Source organism: Streptomyces sp. CNX435, from assembly GCF_059570575.1.
In genome coordinates this window covers 94,569-110,084 of sequence record NZ_JCANTA010000012.1, presented here as the reverse complement: position 1 = coordinate 110,084, position 15,516 = coordinate 94,569, and the positions used below count along the sequence as shown (strand labels likewise).

The 15,516-nt window shown below is 74.1% G+C and carries 10 protein-coding genes; 6 read left to right on the top strand and 4 right to left on the bottom strand.

Features of this window, described 5'->3' with window-relative positions:
• The 3 genes from T328_RS20750 (at position 1) to T328_RS20740 (ending at position 5,097) form a co-directional block, all read left to right on the top strand.
• Complete coding sequence (locus T328_RS20750; RefSeq protein ID WP_496497606.1) at positions 1-2,925, top strand: SUKH-4 family immunity protein; 2,925 nt, start codon at positions 1-3, stop codon at positions 2,923-2,925.
• A 210-nt stretch (positions 2,926-3,135) separates the two neighbouring features.
• Complete coding sequence (locus T328_RS20745) at positions 3,136-4,110, top strand: hypothetical protein (RefSeq protein WP_496497605.1); 975 nt, start codon at positions 3,136-3,138, stop codon at positions 4,108-4,110.
• A gap of 357 nt (positions 4,111-4,467) precedes the next feature.
• Positions 4,468-5,097: a hypothetical protein gene (locus tag T328_RS20740; protein WP_496497604.1), complete on the top strand. Its 630-nt coding sequence runs from the start codon at positions 4,468-4,470 to the stop codon at positions 5,095-5,097.
• A gap of 204 nt (positions 5,098-5,301) precedes the next feature.
• Here the strand turns inward: T328_RS20740 and T328_RS20735 are convergent, their stop codons facing one another.
• Together T328_RS20735 and T328_RS20730 are read right to left on the bottom strand one after the other, a co-directional pair.
• On the bottom strand, positions 5,302-7,887 hold the full coding sequence (locus T328_RS20735; protein WP_496497603.1) for an ABC transporter permease: 2,586 nt from the start codon (positions 7,885-7,887) through the stop codon (positions 5,302-5,304).
• Between the two features lies 1 nt (position 7,888).
• Positions 7,889-8,653 (bottom strand): ABC transporter ATP-binding protein, encoded by a 765-nt coding sequence (locus tag T328_RS20730; protein ID WP_496497602.1) that lies wholly within the window; start codon positions 8,651-8,653, stop codon positions 7,889-7,891.
• Between the two features lie 621 nt (positions 8,654-9,274).
• Between T328_RS20730 and mfd the strand changes: the two genes are divergently transcribed.
• Entirely contained in the window at positions 9,275-12,901 is a 3,627-nt protein-coding gene (gene mfd / locus T328_RS20725) for a transcription-repair coupling factor (protein ID WP_496497601.1), read from the top strand.
• Between the two features lie 125 nt (positions 12,902-13,026).
• Positions 13,027-13,599: a class I SAM-dependent methyltransferase gene (locus tag T328_RS20720; RefSeq protein ID WP_496497600.1), complete on the top strand. Its 573-nt coding sequence runs from the start codon at positions 13,027-13,029 to the stop codon at positions 13,597-13,599.
• 96 nt (positions 13,600-13,695) lie between these two features.
• On the opposite strand, the gene T328_RS20715 is transcribed toward T328_RS20720, so the two are convergent.
• Positions 13,696-13,869, bottom strand: coding sequence for a hypothetical protein (locus T328_RS20715; protein ID WP_496497599.1), 174 nt, complete (start codon positions 13,867-13,869; stop codon positions 13,696-13,698).
• A gap of 33 nt (positions 13,870-13,902) precedes the next feature.
• The gene (locus tag T328_RS20710) at positions 13,903-14,487 is read right to left on the bottom strand and encodes a TetR/AcrR family transcriptional regulator (protein WP_496497598.1); all 585 of its coding nucleotides are present in this window, start codon (positions 14,485-14,487) and stop codon (positions 13,903-13,905) included.
• Positions 14,488-14,586: 99 nt separating this feature from the next.
• Here T328_RS20710 and T328_RS20705 point away from each other — a divergent pair, with 99 nt between their 5' ends.
• The gene (locus T328_RS20705; protein WP_496497597.1) at positions 14,587-15,510 is read left to right on the top strand and encodes an SCO6745 family protein; all 924 of its coding nucleotides are present in this window, start codon (positions 14,587-14,589) and stop codon (positions 15,508-15,510) included.
• Positions 15,511-15,516 lie beyond the last annotated feature (6 nt).

Sequence of the window (15,516 nt, the reverse complement as noted above, 5' to 3'; positions counted from 1 at the left end):
GTGGTCACCTTCGCACAGGCGCAGGAGCGCGCCGACTCGTGGATCAATGGTGGCGTGCCGGAGCAGCGGCGGCGCGAGGTCAAGGTGCGGGAGTTCGAGCTGGGCTTCGTGGCCTGGGCCGAGATCCCGGCCGGCGGGGGAGAGCCGGAGGGTTCGGGGGCGCGGCTGGTCATCGCCCGTGACTCGGGCGATACGACGCTGTGGCCGGCGTTGCCGGTCGGTGAGGTGATCCGGCGCTACGAGGAGGAGTACGGCGGCGAGGAGGCGGTGGCGCCGCGGGGGGCGCAGCCGGGTGAGCGGGTCGATCTGGGGGCGACGTCGTTCCTGTTGACGCCGCCGGAGTGGCTGCAGGAGGCGGCGGATCAGATCGGGATTCCGCGCCGTGGCGGCTCGGGTTCTTCTGGGTCTGCGGGTTCTGCGGGGTCTTCGGGGTCGAGGGGTAGGCACGCGGGGCCGTCGGGTGAGCCGGGCGGTGCCTCGGTGCCGTCGGGCTCCGGTGCGGGTGCGAGTTCCGGTTCGCCGTACGGATCGGGGTCTTCCGGTACGCCGTCGGCGCCGGGCGGGTCCGGTTCGCCGTACGCGGCGGGCGGCCCGGGTGCGTCGGCGGCGCCGTCCGGCTCGGTGGGTCCGCGGGTGGACCCGACCGCGCCCGCGGCGGCGGCGCCGGCGGCGACGCCGTGGAACGACACCAACTCGCGCGGCGGCGACGACGCGGCCTCCGTGCCGCTGCCGGAGACGGTCCTGTCGGCGCAGCTTCCGGACACCCCGCCGCCGAGCGGCCCGTACCCGCCCCCGCCCGGCTCGGGCGGCTACCCCGGCGTGCCGGGCGGCGCCCCGGGCGCCCCCGGCGGCCTGCACTCGGGCGCGGGCGCCCCGCCCGCCCCCGGCTCCGGCAACTACCCCGGCGCCCCGGGCACCCCGTCCGGCGCTCCGGGCGCTCCGGCGCCCGCCCCCGGCGCGCCGGCGCAGCCCGGCCCGCCCTCGGCCCCCGGTGCTCCGCCGGCCCCCGGCGGTACGCCATCCCCGGGCCCCGGCGCCCCGCCGGCGCCCGGCTCCGGTGGCTACCCGGGCGCGCCGGGCACCCCGCCCGCCGCGCCGGCGCCGGGAGCCCCAGGTGTCCCAGGCCCAGGCACGCCGGGAGCCCCCGGTGCACCTGGCGCCCCAAGCGCCCCCGGCGCTCCGCCCGCTCCGGGCGGCGGCCCCGTGCCGCCCCCCGGCGCCCCGGTGCCGCCCGGCCCGCCCTCGGCGCCCGGCGCCCCGGGAGGCCCCGGCGCACCCGGTGCACCCGGTGCACCCGGAGCCCCCGGCGCTCAGAGCGCCGCTCCCGCCGCCCCGCCCCCCGCCGGCGGGTCCGGCGGCGGGGCCGCCGACATCGCCGAGCAGGCCACCAGCAAGGCCACCCCGCTCGCGCCCCCGCCCAAGGGCAAGCGGAACCCCGCCGGGCAGGGCGTACCGCCGCCGCCCGGCGCCCCCGGTACGCCCGGGGCCGGGCGCGGCACCGGGTCCTCGGCGCCGCCTCCGCCGTCGGCGCCCGGCGCCCCGGGCGCCGGCAACGCGTACATTCCGACCCAACTCGTGTCGCAGGTCGACCCGGGCGCCGCGCCGGGCGGCGCACCCGCGCCCCCCGGCGCCCCGGGCGCCCCCGGAATGCCTGCAGCTCCCGGCGCGCCCGGAATGCCTGCAGCTCCCGGAGCACCCGGCGCCCCCGGCGCACCTGGAGCACCCGGCGCCCCCGGCGCACCCCCGCCCCCCGCCGCCGGCCTGGCCCCGCCCCCCGGCGCCCCGGGCGCCCCCGGCGCGCCTCCGGGAGCCCCCGGAGCCGCCCCCTTCCCGCCGGGCGCCCCCGCCCCCGGAGCCCCCGGCATGCCGCCCCCCGCCCCCGTCGGCCAGAACCCGGCCGGACCCCCGCCCCCCGGCTACGGCTATCCGCCCCCGGGCGTCCCCACCGTCGGCCCCGGCTACCTCGCCGTTCTCCGCTACCGCGCCCAGGACGGCTCCGAACAGCAGGTCATGCGCCGCTCCGCGCCCGGCACCCCGCACCCCGAGTGGCAGATCCTGCACGAGCTGCGCGGCATGGGCGTACCCCCGCAGCAGGTCCTGGAGCTGCACACCGAGCTGGAGCCCTGCGATCTGCCCGGCGGCTACTGCTCGCGCATGATCCGCGAGACCTGGCCGCAAGTGCGGCTGAGCCACACCGCCTCCTACGGCCGGGACCACGCCTCCCGCCAACTGGGCATGCAGCAGCTCATCGAGCACCAGGGCGAGCTGCACCAGGTCGCCGACGGTCCGGCCCGCCCGCGTCCGCAGCGCGTGCCGCTGCCGCCGCCCGGGCAGGTCCCGGTGCTGCCGCCGCTGCCGCCGGAGGCGCTGGGGCACGAGCTGTACCAGGCGTTCGGCCCGCAGGGCGTGTTCCGCTACGACCAGCGTGCCGTGGCCCGCCAGGGCGTGCCGGATATCGTGGGGCAGACCCTCGTCTGGGCGGGGCTGCCGATGGACTTCGGCCCGTTCTTCTGGGGGCAGGCCCAGCCCGGCCGGCCGGTGCCGACGCTGGCGGAGCTGGCGGCGGAGCGGGGCGTGCAGCCGGCGTCGGACGCCGGTTCGTACCTCGTCATGGGCAACGACTTCGGTCGGCAGCTCTGCGTGCAGTACGGCACGGCGCACATCGTCGCCGTGCCGCTGGAGGCGGCTCCCGGCGGCGGCAGTGCGCCGCCGCAGTTCGTGAACACGGGGCTGCCGGAGTTCGTGCGCTGCCTGGCGCTGCTCGGCCAGATGTGGCGGCTGCGCTTCGGGCTCACCCCGGACCAGGCGGGCCGCTGGACGGTCGACTTCCAGTCGCAGCTGGTGGCGATCGACCCGGCGGCGCTGGAGGGTCCCGACCACTGGTGGTCGGTCGTCCTCGAACAGCTCTGGGACGGCCTTCTGTAGTAAGACTCGTCAGTACGACTTATCCGTAGTACGACTCGGCCGCGGTACGACTCGTCCGCGAAACGGCCCCACCGGCCTCCCGGTGGGGTCGTTTTTTATGTTCTTCAACCGATGACCACCTGAAAGGGGCAGGTGTCTGATTGGACCGATTCGCGCGGGTCCTGAAGGATGAGCGCCGACAGTCGGCCGGGGACGAGAGGAGCTCATCACATGGGCGCCGTGAAGACGTCGACTCGGGGCTTCGACACCGTACGCGGTGGTCGCGGCTACCGCGTCGACCAAGTGGACGCCGCGGTGACCCGCGTGGGCGAGGAGCGCGACTCCGCCTGGGAGCGGGCCGCCCGCCTCACCGTCCTGGAGCGCGAGCTGAGCCAGGAACTCGACCGGCTCTCCGGTGAGCTGGCGCAGGTCAAGGAGCAGACGTACGCGGAACTGGGCGTCCGCGCGCAGGAGATCCTGCACCTCGCCCAGGACGAGGCCGCCGAACTCCGCGGCACCGCCGCGGAGGAGCTGCGCCGGGCGCGCGCCGAGATGCGCCGGTACGTCGAGGAGACCACCGCCGACACCCGCCGGGCGGCCCTGGCGCTGCGCGAGGAGGCCGAGGCCCGGCTGCGCGGCGCCATCGGCGCGGCCGAGCAGGAGGCCGCCGACCTCCTCGCCGCCGCGCACGCGGCGGTCGAGGACACCGCGGGCGAGGCGGCGGCGGCCCTGGCGGAGGTGAAGCGCCGCACGGCGGCGATGCTCGACGACGCCCGCCACGAATGCGGTTCCGCGGCGCGGCAGCTGGACGAGGAGGTACGCGAACGCCGGCACGCCATCGACGCCGTCCTCGACACCCGCACCCGCAGTGCCGAGGCCCACCTCGCCGAGCAGCAGGCGGCGCACGCCGAGGCGCAGGCGTACGCGCGCCGCTGCGGCGACGAGGCGGAGGCGCAAGGTGCGGAGCTGGTGGCGGAGGCGGTGCGGCAGGCGGAGCAGATCGAACGCGACACGCAGCGCGCGCTGCGCGACGCGGACGTCCGCCGCGAGGAGCTGACGGCGCACATGGAGCACGTCCGCGCGACGCTCACGGCGATGACCGGCCGCGCCCCCGCCGCCGACCCGGACCCGGACCCGGACCCGGAAGCGGCCACGGGCACGGGTACGGGCACGGTCCCCGGCCCCTCGCCGCACGCGGACGACTAGGGCACCGGACGACTGGCGCCCGCGGTCCGGGTCCACGCCCCGGAGCGTCCACCACGGTCCACGCCCCCGGCACCGCAACGCCGACCCGCGGTCCACCCCCTCTGCCCCCACGAGGCAGGCACCCGAGCCTGGAGCACGAGACGCGCACACCCCGTCGCAGTGCACGCATCGTCAAGAAAGTGTGCTCAGAGCGTCAATGACATTCCGCGACGCGGGGTGCAACCGTGGGTCGGGACACGAATATGCGTGCGCGGCACCGCTCGTGTCCTTCACGCATACCTGTCGTGCCCCGACCCGCGGGAGACCGCGCGGCACCGCGCATTTCCGAAAGGCATCACCGAAGTGAACCGAACTCGCATGACAGTGCTGGCGCTGGTCAGCTCCGCCGCGCTTGCCCTTGCGGGCTGCTCTGACGACGACTCCTCCGCGGCGGATCGGGAGTCCGAGACCTCGCAGGGCGTCTCCCCCGAGCCGGAGTCGGGGCCGGAGGGCATCGAGGAGGAGAGCCCGGCCGCCGCGCCGAAGGAGGTCGAGGTGACGCCGCCGGGTACGAAGCTGAAGATCGGCGAGACCGCGGTCGTCCCGTACGACGGGGCGGGCGCCGACGGCCACGTCGGGATCACCGTGACCGGTGTGTCGGACGTGGACAAGGCGGCCTTCGACGCGGCCCTCGGGGAGAACGGCGACGCGGACATCACGCCGTTCTGCGTCGAGTACACGATCGAGAACGCGGACGGCAGCGACCTCGGCGGCTCGTACCCGCCGAACCTGCGGGGCACCACCGCGGACGGCGGCGACCCGGGGGCGACGGTCTTCGGCGCGGACGTCGAGGGCTGCGAGGAGGGCCAGGCGCCCGACGAGTTCGCCGAGGCCGGCGCCACGTACGAGACGAAGCGGGTGCAGGGCGCCGGGCCGGGCGCCGCCGTCGCCGGCGCCTCGTACAACGAGGACGACTACGAGGACGAGCCGATCGTCTGGACGCCGTAGCCGGCGCCTCTCCGCAGGCCGCACTCCGCGGCCCGCTCTCGCGGCCCGCTCTCCACCGACCGCTCTCCACCGACCGCCCGTGACCGCTGCCCCCGTACCGGTCACGGGCCGCCCGTGACCGGCACCCCCGTACCGGGAACGGGCACGGGGCCCGGCGACGCCCACCAAGGTCCGCCGGGCCCCCCTTTCCACCGCGTACCGCCGCTACTCGGTCGCGATGGCGTTCAGGACGTTCATCCGGCCCGCCCGGAACGCCGGCACCAGCGCCGCGAACAGCCCGACGATCGCCGAGCCCGCGAACACCACCCCGATCGTCGGCCAGGGGATGTCCAGCACCTTCAGGCCCTCCAGCGCCAGCAGTTGCTGCGCCGCGGTCCCCCACGCCATCCCGAGCCCGAGCCCGAGCAGCGCGCCGAACAGGGCGATCACCACGGACTCCAGCCGGATCATCCGGCGCAGCTGCCGGCGCGACAGCCCGATGGCCCGCACCAGCCCGATCTCCCGGGTGCGCTCGATCACCGACAGGGCGAGGGTGTTGACGACGCCGAGGACCGCCACGATGATCGCCAGCGCCAGCAGCCCGTTGACGAGGTTGAGCATCTGGCCCACCTGGTCCTTCAGCTCCTGCTTGAAGTCGGTCTGGTCCCGGACCTTGTACTGCGGGTACGGGTCCATCGCCTTCTTCAGCGCCGCGTACGCGGCCTCCTCCTGGCCGTCCGCCGCCTTGCCGAACATGATCTCGTTGCGCGGCATGTCGCCCGGCTTGATGTGGTCGTTCGCCGTGCCCAGGCTCAGGTACGCCGCACCCGAGTCGAGCGTCGTGTCGGAGGTGGTGATCGCGCGCAGCGTCAGCTTCGCCGTGCCGCCGTCCTCGAAGTCGGCGGTGAGGGTGTCGCCCACCTTCAGCCCGTGTTCCTTCGCGAAGTCCTCGCCGACGGACATGCTGTTCTTCTTGTACGCGTCGGACAGTTCGCCGTGCACGGTCTCTGTACGGAGGTCCTGCGCGTACGTCTTGTTCGCGGCGGTCAGGCTGTACTCCTTCTCCGTCTCGCCGTCCGGCGTCGTCAGGTCGGCGCCCAGCGCCTTGTAGTGCGTGACGTGCTCCATGTGCGGGGCCTCGTCGAGGACCTTCGCCGCCTCCGGCACGATCGGCTGGCCCATGTCGGACTGGATGATGAAGTCCGCGCCCACCGACTTGTCCAGCTCCTCCGTCGCCGAGGCGACCATGGAGGACCCGACCACCGACAGGCACGCGACCAACGCAAGACCGATCATCAGCGCCGAGGCGGTCGCCCCGGTACGGCGCGGGTTGCGCAGTGCGTTGCGCTCCGCCATCCGGCCCACCGGACCGAAGATCCGCAGCACGCCGGCCGCGAGGGCCCGTACCAGCAGCCCGGCCAGCACCGGCGCGAAGACGATGAAGCCCAGCAGGGACAGCAGCACGCCGCCCGCGAGGTACATCGCGCCGTCCGCGGCCTCGCCGGCCCGAGCGGTGAGGAACAGCAGCCCGCCGCCGGCCAGGGTGAGGACCAGGCCCAGCGCGGTCCGTACGGCACCGGCCCGGCGGTCGCCCGGCGTGCCGGCCTCGCGCAGCGCGGCCATCGGGGAGACCTTGCCGGCCCGGCGGGCCGGCAGCCACGCCGCGAGGACGGTGACGACGACGCCGAGGACGATGCCGGTGATCGGGGTGGCGGCGTTGATCGTGAGGTCGGAGGTGTCGAGTTCCATGCCGACCGCGCCCATGAGCTTCATCAGCCCGACGGCGATGCCGATGCCCGCGCCGACGCCGAGGACGGAGCCGACGACGCCGAGGAGCAGCGCCTCGACGAGCACGGAGCGGTTGACCTGGCGGCGGCCGGCGCCGATGGCCCGTAGCAGACCCAGCTCGCGGGTGCGCTGGGCGACGAGCATGGAGAAGGTGTTGACGATGAGGAAGATGCCGACGAGGACGGCGATGCCGGCGAAGCCGAGCATGGCGTACTTCATGACGTCGAGGAAGCCGCCGAGGTCGTCCTTGTTCTCCTCGACGACCTCGTCCTTCGTCTGCACCTTGATGGGGTCGGTGAAGTCGGCGGCGACCTTCTTGACGTTGGCCTTCAGCTCGTCGTTGGTCACGCCGGCGGCGGCGGTGACGTTGATCGAGGAGTAGACGCCTTCCTTGCCGAGGAGCTTCTTCTGCGCGGTCGCGTTGTCGAAGTAGACGACTGTCGCCCCGGGGTTGGTCATCTTGAAGGTGGCGATGCCGACGACCTCGGAGCTGAACGAGCCGGGGTCGGCGATCGTACGGATCTTGTCGCCGATCTCCACGCCGTGCTTGTCGGCGGCGTCGGCGTCGATGACGACCTCGGTGGGGCCGCGCGGCTCGTGGCCGGTGGTGATCTCGGCGGTCGTCAGCTCCCGCCGGTCCCAGTTGGTGCCGATGGTGGGGGCGCCGGTGTCGGAGCCGAGGTTGTCGTTGTCGGCGTCGGCGACGGTGATGGCGTCGTTGGACACCTCGCCGTCCGCGGACTCGACGCCGTCGACCTTCTCGACGCGCGCCAGGTCCGCGGCCGGCAGCGTCGGCTGCGGCTTGCGGCCCCATTCGTTGTCGTCGTTGTTCGCCGCCTTGGGGCTGACGCGCACGTCGGAGGCGGAGGCGTTGAACAGCCGGTCGAAGGTGGTGGTCATGGTGTCGGAGAAGACGAGCGTGCCGCACACGAACGCCACCGACAGCACGACGGCGACGGCGGAGAGCGCCATACGTCCCTTGTGGGAGAAGAAGTTGCGCATCGAGGTCTTGACGACGGTCATCTCACGCCACCCGGCCCCGGGTGTCGAAGGACTTCATGCGGTCGAGGACCTGCTCGGAGGTGGGGTTCCACATCTCGTCGACGATGCGGCCGTCGGCGAGGTAGAGGACGCGGTCGGCGTAGCCGGCGGCGACCGGGTCGTGGGTGACCATCACGATCGTCTGGCCCAGCTCGTCCACGGAGCGGCGCAGGAAGCCGAGGACCTCGGCGCCGGAGCGGGAGTCGAGGTTGCCGGTCGGCTCGTCGCCGAAGATGATCTCGGGCCGGGAGGCGAGCGCCCGGGCCACGGCGACGCGCTGCTGCTGGCCGCCGGAGAGCTGGCTCGGGCGGTGCTTGACCCGGTCGGCGAGGCCCACGGTCTCCACCACGCGGCGCAGCCATTCGCGGTCGGGCTTGCGGCCGGCGATGTCCATGGGCAGCGTGATGTTCTCGATGGCGTTGAGGGTGGGCAGGAGGTTGAACGCCTGGAAGATGAAGCCCACGCGGTCGCGCCGCAGCTGGGTCAGCTTCTTGTCCTTCAGCCCGGTGATCTCGGTCTCGTCGATCCAGATGCGGCCCGCCGTCACCGTGTCGAGGCCGGCGAGGCAGTGCATGAGGGTCGACTTGCCGGAGCCTGAGGGCCCCATGATGGCGGTGAACTGGCCCCGGGCGATGTCCACATCGACATTGTCGAGAGCGAGGACCCGCGTCTCCCCCGAGCCGTACGCCTTGGTCACCTGTCGCGCTCGTGCGGCGACGGCCGTGCGCGTCGCTACAGCCGTGGTCACTGTGGTGTCTCCTTCGTCTGCGGATTCGTCTGCGGAACCTGTCCGTCGTGCTTATGAGTCTGGTGAGCGGGAGCCGTGAAATCCCTGGTGCCTGGCGCCGTATCCGGTGTGGGGGTATCCCCACCTCCGTACTGGGGAAGGACCCCCGCCGGCCCCCCGTTATCCCGCTGGCTTCCCGCCGTCGACCGGCCTGACCAGGCTAGAAAGCGCGGCGGCCGGTCCCGTCGGCCGCGCGGAGGGCCCGGCCCCTGCTTTCGGGCCCCGGCGGGCCCTTAGGGGGGTGCGGGGGTGGTACGGGGCGGGGGTCGGGGTTCCGCGGCGGTAGCTGCGGGTTCCGGCTCGGGGGCGGGGCGTGGGGGTACGGCACGGGGCGGGGCGGGTCCGGCGGCGCGGGGGAGCGGGGCCGGCGGATGCGGCGGGGCCGGCGGGGGCGGGTCGGTGGTGGCCGATGTGGGCCGCCGCGGCAGCGGGGTGTCGGCGCGGCGTCGTACGCTGGAGACCCCCGGGGCGTTCGCCGTCTCGGGCCGTTCGCGTTGCCCATGCGAGCTGCCTGCCAAGCCAGCCCTCTGCCAGCCAGCCCTCTGCCCAGTCACCAGCTCACACCCGGAGCGGATTGTCCCCATGAGCCTGCACGGCCTGCTCGACGCCGTCGTCCGCGACCCCGCCCTCGCCGAGGCGGTGACGGCCGCCGACGGCGGCGCCCGGCCCCAGGTCGACCTCGTCGGCCCGCCCGCTGCCCGCCCCTTCGCGCTCGCGGCGCTGGCCGCCCGTACCCGGCGGCCCGTGCTGGCGGTCACCGCCACCGGACGCGAGGCCGAGGACCTGGCCGCCGCCCTGCGCTCGCTGATGCCGCCGGGCCGCGAGGACGCCGTCGTGGAGTACCCGGCGTGGGAGACCCTGCCGCACGAGCGGCTGTCACCCCGCTCCGACACCGTCGGCCGCCGCCTCGCCGTGCTCCGCCGGCTGGCGCACCCGGATCCGGACGACCCGGCCACCGGCCCCGTCTCCGTCGTCGTCGCGCCCGTACGCTCCGTGCTGCAGCCCCAGGTCAAGGGGCTCGGCGAGCTTCGGCCGGTGGCGCTGCGCAGCGGCCAGACCGCCGACCTGGAGGAGACGGTGCAGGCGCTGGGGGCGGCCGCGTACAGCCGGGTGGAGCTGGTGGAGAAGCGCGGCGAGTTCGCGGTGCGCGGCGGGATCCTCGACGTGTTCCCGCCCACCGAGGAGCATCCCCTGCGGGTGGAGTTCTGGGGCGACGACATCGAGGAGATCCGCTACTTCAAGGTCGCCGACCAGCGCTCCCTGGAGGTCGCCGAGCACGGCCTGTGGGCGCCGCCCTGCCGCGAGCTGCTGCTGACCGCGTCGGTACGGGCCCGGGCCGCCGACCTCGCCGTACGGCACCCGCAGCTCGGCGAGCTGCTCGGGAAGATCGCCGAGGGCATCGCGGTGGAGGGCATGGAGTCCCTGGCGCCCGTCCTCGTCGACGACATGGAGCTGCTGCTCGACGTGCTGCCGTCCGGCAGCATGGCGGTGTCCTGCGACCCCGAGCGGGTGCGCACCCGCGCCGCGGACCTGGTCGCCACCTCGCAGGAGTTCCTCCAGGCGTCGTGGGCCGCGTCGGCGGGTGGGGGTACCTCCCATGCCGAAGGCTATGGGGGAGGCGAGGCGCCGATCGACCTGGAGCTGCTGGGCCGGGCGTCGCTGTGGGGCATCGCCGACGTCCGCGAACACGCGCGCGACCTGGGCATGATGTGGTGGTCGGTCAGTCCCTTCTCCGCCGACGCGGAGCTGGAGGACGAGTCCCCTGGGCCCTGGGGGCCCGGGGAGGCCCCATCGCTGGAGCTGGGGCTGCACGCCCCGGAGGTCTACCGCGGCGACACCGCCCGCGCGCTCGCCGACACCAAGGGCTGGCTCGCCGACGGCTGGCGCGTGGTCTATCTCACCGAGGGCCACGGCCCCGCGCAGCGCACCGCCGAGGTGCTCGGCGGCGAGGGCATCGCCGCCCGCCTCGACGCGGACCTCGGCCCGGACGCGCTCGCGCCGTCCGTCGTGCACGTCTCGTGCGGCGAGCTGGACCACGGCTTCGTCGCCCCGGACCTGAAGCTCGCGGTCCTCACCGAGACCGACCTGTCCGGGCAGAAGACCGCCGGCCGCGACGGCGCGCGGATGCCCGCGCGGCGGCGCAAGCAGATCGACCCGCTGACGCTGCAGGCCGGCGACTACATCGTGCACGAGCAGCACGGCGTCGGCCGCTACCTGGAGATGGTGCAGCGCACGGTCCAGGGCGCCACCCGCGAGTACCTGCTGGTGGAGTACGCCCCCGCCAAGCGCGGCCAGCCCGGCGACCGGCTGTACATCCCCACCGACCAGCTCGACCAGGTCACCAAGTACGTCGGTGGCGAGGCCCCCACGCTGCACCGCCTCGGCGGCTCCGACTGGGCGAAGACCAAGTCCCGGGCGAAGAAGGCCGTCAAGGAGATCGCCGCCGACCTCATCAGGCTGTACTCCGCGCGCATGGCCGCCCCCGGCCACGCCTTCGCGGGGGACACCCCCTGGCAGCGCGAGCTGGAGGACGCCTTCCCGTACGTGGAGACGCCCGACCAGCTGTCCACCATCACCGAAGTGAAGGAGGACATGGAGAAGCCGGTGCCGATGGACCGCCTCGTCTGCGGCGACGTCGGGTACGGCAAGACGGAGATCGCGGTGCGCGCCGCGTTCAAGGCGGTCCAGGACGGCAAGCAGGCCGCCGTCCTCGTACCGACGACGCTGCTGGTGCAGCAGCACATGGGCACGTTCTCCGAGCGGTACGCGCAGTTCCCCGTGGTGGTCCGGGCGCTGTCCCGGTTCCAGACGGACGCCGAGGCCAGGGCCGTGGTCGACGGGCTGCGCGAGGGATCCGTCGACATCGTCATCGGCACGCACCGGCTGTTCTCGTCCGACACCCGGTTCAAGGACCTGGGCCTGGTCATCGTGGACGAGGAGCAGCGCTTCGGGGTGGAGCACAAGGAGCAGCTGAAGAAGCTGCGCGCCAACGTCGACGTGCTGACGATGTCCGCCACCCCCATCCCGCGCACGCTGGAGATGGCGGTCACCGGCATCCGGGAGATGTCGACGATCACCACGCCGCCGGAGGAGCGGCACCCGGTGCTGACCTTCGTCGGCCCGTACGAGGAGAAGCAGATCGGCGCCGCCATCCGCCGCGAACTGCTGCGCGAGGGCCAGGTCTTCTACATCCACAACCGGGTGGAGTCCATCGACCGCGCCGCCTCCCGGCTGCGGCAGGCCGTGCCGGAGGCGCGGGTCGCCACGGCGCACGGGCAGATGTCGGAGTCGGCGCTGGAGCAGGTGGTCGTCGACTTCTGGGAGAAGAAGTTCGACGTGCTGGTCTCCACGACGATCGTCGAGAACGGCATCGACATCTCCAACGCCAACACCCTCATCGTCGAACGCGGCGACACTTTCGGCCTCTCCCAGCTGCACCAGCTGCGCGGCCGGGTCGGCCGTGGCCGCGAGCGGGGCTACGCGTACTTCCTGTACCCGCCCGAGAAGCCGCTGACGGAGACCGCGCACGAACGGCTCGCCACGATCGCCCAGCACACGGAGATGGGCGCCGGCATGTACGTGGCGATGAAGGACCTGGAGATCCGCGGCGCGGGCAACCTGCTGGGCGGCGAGCAGTCGGGGCACATCGCGGGCGTCGGCTTCGACCTGTACGTCCGGATGGTCGGCGAGGCCGTCGCCGACTACCGCGCGACCCTGGAGGGTGCCGACGGAAAGGCAGCGGAGGCGCCGCCGCCGGAGGTCAAGATCGAGCTGCCGGTCGACGCCCACGTCCCGCACGACTACGCTCCGGGCGAACGGCTGCGCCTCCAGGCGTACCGCGCGATCGCCTCCGCCACCGCGGAGGACGACGTCCGTGCGGTCCGCGAGGAGCTGACCGACCGCTACGGCCCGCTGCCGGAGCCGGTGGAGAACCTGCTGCTGGTCGCCGGCCTGCGCATGCTGGCCCGCGCCTGCGGCGTCGCGGACGTCACGCTGCAGGGCTCGCGCATCCGCTTCAGCCCGGTGACGCTGCGGGAGTCGCAGGAGCTGCGGCTGAAGCGGCTGTACCCGGGCGCGGTGGTGAAGCCGGCGCTGAACCAGATCCTGGTGGACCGCCCGAAGCCGAAGCAGCTCGGCGCGCAGCCGCTGAAGGGCCGCGAACTGCTGGCGTGGGTGGGGGAACTGCTGACGACGGTCCTGGACTCGTAGCCGCGGCGAACGACATGGAGCGCTATCGCCGGGTGCGGAAGTACGCGCCCGGCGTGACACCGGTCTCGCGCCGGAAAGCCGCGACGAACGCGCTGACGGTGCCGCGGCTCTCTAGCGTTGCCGTCATGAACAGCAACCACGCAGAGCTGTGCGCGAGCCCGGAGTGGGCCGCGCACCTCCAGAAGGACGTGCTTCCCGACGCAGTCGCCCGTGCTGAGTTGGGGAGGGATCTGCTTGAGGTCGGGCCCGGGCCCGGTGCCGCGACCGAGTGGCTGCGCACCCGGGTCGACCGTCTCGTGGCCGTCGAGGTCGAGGCCGGGGCGGCCGCACGCCTTGCCGACCGCTATGCCGGGACGAACGTCGTGGTCCGCCACGGGAACGGGACCGCGCTGGAGTTCGGCGACGGCTCCTTCGACTCCGCGGCGTCGTTCACGATGCTGCACCATGTGCCGACGGCGGCGCTTCAGAACCGCCTGCTCGCGGAGATCCTGCGCGTCCTGCGGCCGGGCGGCGTACTCGTCGGCGCCGACAGCCTGCCGAGCACGTCGCTGCACGAGTTCCACGAGGGCGACACCTACAACCCGGTGGAACCGGCGGCGTTCCTGGTGCGCCTGCAGACCTTGGGCTACGTCGACATCAGCCTCCGCGTGGGGGACCGCCTGACCTTCTCCGCGCACAAGCCTGCGGCGCAGCGCTAGAAGGCTTTACGGGCCTTCCCCGCCGAGGCGGTTGCGCACCCGGATGCGGGGAACCGGCGGCTTGGGCGTAGACGAGCACGTTGGTGTCGGGGGCCTTCACGCCCGGTCCCTGTAGGCGAGGTCACGGACCTCGTCCCACACAGCCCCGCGCACGTCCCGCTGCAGACCGTCGCCCGTCACGCTGGTGTCCCGCAGGGCGAAGGCGGGACGGCCGGCCCTCTCGTCCAGCACGGTGCGCTGCGCGTCGGAGATGTCGACGGTCGTCTTCATATGGCTCACCGTACCCATGGAGCCATAGGGCGCTCAGCCCGACGCGGAGTTGAACATCAGGTGGGTGAACCCGCGGAAGACCTCCGCCGGGTCGTCGCGTCCGGCGAGAGCCGCGTCCAGGCTGCCGCTGAGGGCCAGGGTGGCGAAGCCGTGGGCCGCCGACCAGGCGGCCAGGCGGGCCGGTTCCGGGTCGGGGCCGCGCTGCGACTCGGGGAGGGCGGCGATGGCGGCGCGCAGCGTGCGGTCGACGCGGTCGCGGGCCGCCGCCAGCTCGGGGGTGTCCGCGTGCAGCAGGTGGGGCTGGTACATCACCTGGAAGTGCGCCGGGTGCGCCAGCGCGAACCGTACGTAGCGCACCCCCAGGTCCTCCAGGTCCGCCGCCGCCTCCAGCGACTCCGCGAGCAGCCCGTTGCCCTCCGTCGCGACCGCGGTCAGCAGCCCGGCCCGGTCCCCGAAGTGGTGCGCCGGCGCCGCGTGCGAGACGCCCGCGCGGCGGGCGAGGTCGCGGAGGCTGACGGCGCCGGGGCCCTGGCCGGCGATGACGTCGAGCGCGGCGTCGAGGACGGCGCGGCGCAGATTGCCGTGGTGGTAGGGGCGGTCGGGACGGTGATCGGTCATGGGCCCATCCTCCACGACGTATCTAGCCATTGACAAGTTGTGGGTCGGCGAGGCAATCTAGTCAATGGAAAGATGCGGTACGAGGGCAAGGAGCACGCCATGTCGGAAGAACTGAGCCACCAGCGCGTACGACAGCTCTGGCACCTGCTGGAACCCCTGCACGCCGTCCTCTACTACGCGCCCGAAGCCTCCGAGGAAGCCGCCGCCCTCGGCTACGGCATTGCCACCGGCGCCACCGGGGACCGCTGGCCCTCCTACTTCGCCTGGCGCGCCGCGCCCCTCGGCCCCGTCGGCGAGGCCGTCGTCTCCGCGGCGTTCTACAGCTTCGACCCCGCCATGGTCGGCCGCTACGTCCCCGTCGCCTGGGACGTCGCCGACCCGGCGAAGGTGCTCGCGGCCCGCGAACGCGCCGTCGACCGCGCGTACCGGTCGATCTTCGGTGAGGACCCCGACGACCCCGCCGGCCTCGAAGGCCTCGACGGCCTCGACGGCCCCGAGCTCGCCGAAGCCGCCCGGCTCGCCCGCCGCGCCGCCGAGGCCGCGCACACCGCCGGCCGCCCCCTCGCCGCCGCCAACGCCGCGCTGCCCTGGCCCGAACCGCCGCACCTGCAGCTGTGGCACGCCGCGACGATCCTCCGCGAGCACCGCGGCGACGGCCACCTCGCGGCGCTGCTCACCGCGGACCTGGACGCCGTGGAGTCGCTGGTGTCCTTCGCGTCCGTCGGCGCCGCGTCCGAGGAGACCTTCGCAAGCCGCGGCTGGAGCGACGCCGAGTGGACCGCGGCCCGCTCGCGGCTCGCCGCCCGCGGGCTGGTGACGGAGGACGGCGCCGCGACGGCCGCCGGCCGGGCGCTGCGCGCGGCGGTGGAGCGCCGTACGGATGAGCTGGCGACGGCCCCGTGGCGCGCGATCGGCGCGGCCGGCGCCGAGCGGCTGGCGGAGCTGCTCGGCGGGCCGTGGGTGACGGTGCTGGGGACGGGGATGCTGCCGGCGGAGAACACGCTGGGCATCGGCAAGGGGTGAGCCGCC

Bases quoted from the DNA above. Each gene is read 5' to 3' on its own strand.
- T328_RS20715 (WP_496497599.1), bottom strand. From the start codon at position 13,869: ATGAAGACGACCGTCGACATCTCCGACGCGCAGCGCACCGTGCTGGAC.
- T328_RS20720 (WP_496497600.1), top strand. From the start codon at position 13,027: ATGAACAGCAACCACGCAGAGCTGTGCGCGAGCCCGGAGTGGGCCGCG.
- T328_RS20745 (WP_496497605.1), top strand. From the start codon at position 3,136: ATGGGCGCCGTGAAGACGTCGACTCGGGGCTTCGACACCGTACGCGGT.
- T328_RS20710 (WP_496497598.1), bottom strand. From the start codon at position 14,487: ATGACCGATCACCGTCCCGACCGCCCCTACCACCACGGCAATCTGCGC.
- mfd (WP_496497601.1), top strand. From the start codon at position 9,275: ATGAGCCTGCACGGCCTGCTCGACGCCGTCGTCCGCGACCCCGCCCTC.
- T328_RS20740 (WP_496497604.1), top strand. From the start codon at position 4,468: ATGACAGTGCTGGCGCTGGTCAGCTCCGCCGCGCTTGCCCTTGCGGGC.
- T328_RS20705 (WP_496497597.1), top strand. From the start codon at position 14,587: ATGTCGGAAGAACTGAGCCACCAGCGCGTACGACAGCTCTGGCACCTG.
- T328_RS20735 (WP_496497603.1), bottom strand. From the start codon at position 7,887: ATGACCGTCGTCAAGACCTCGATGCGCAACTTCTTCTCCCACAAGGGA.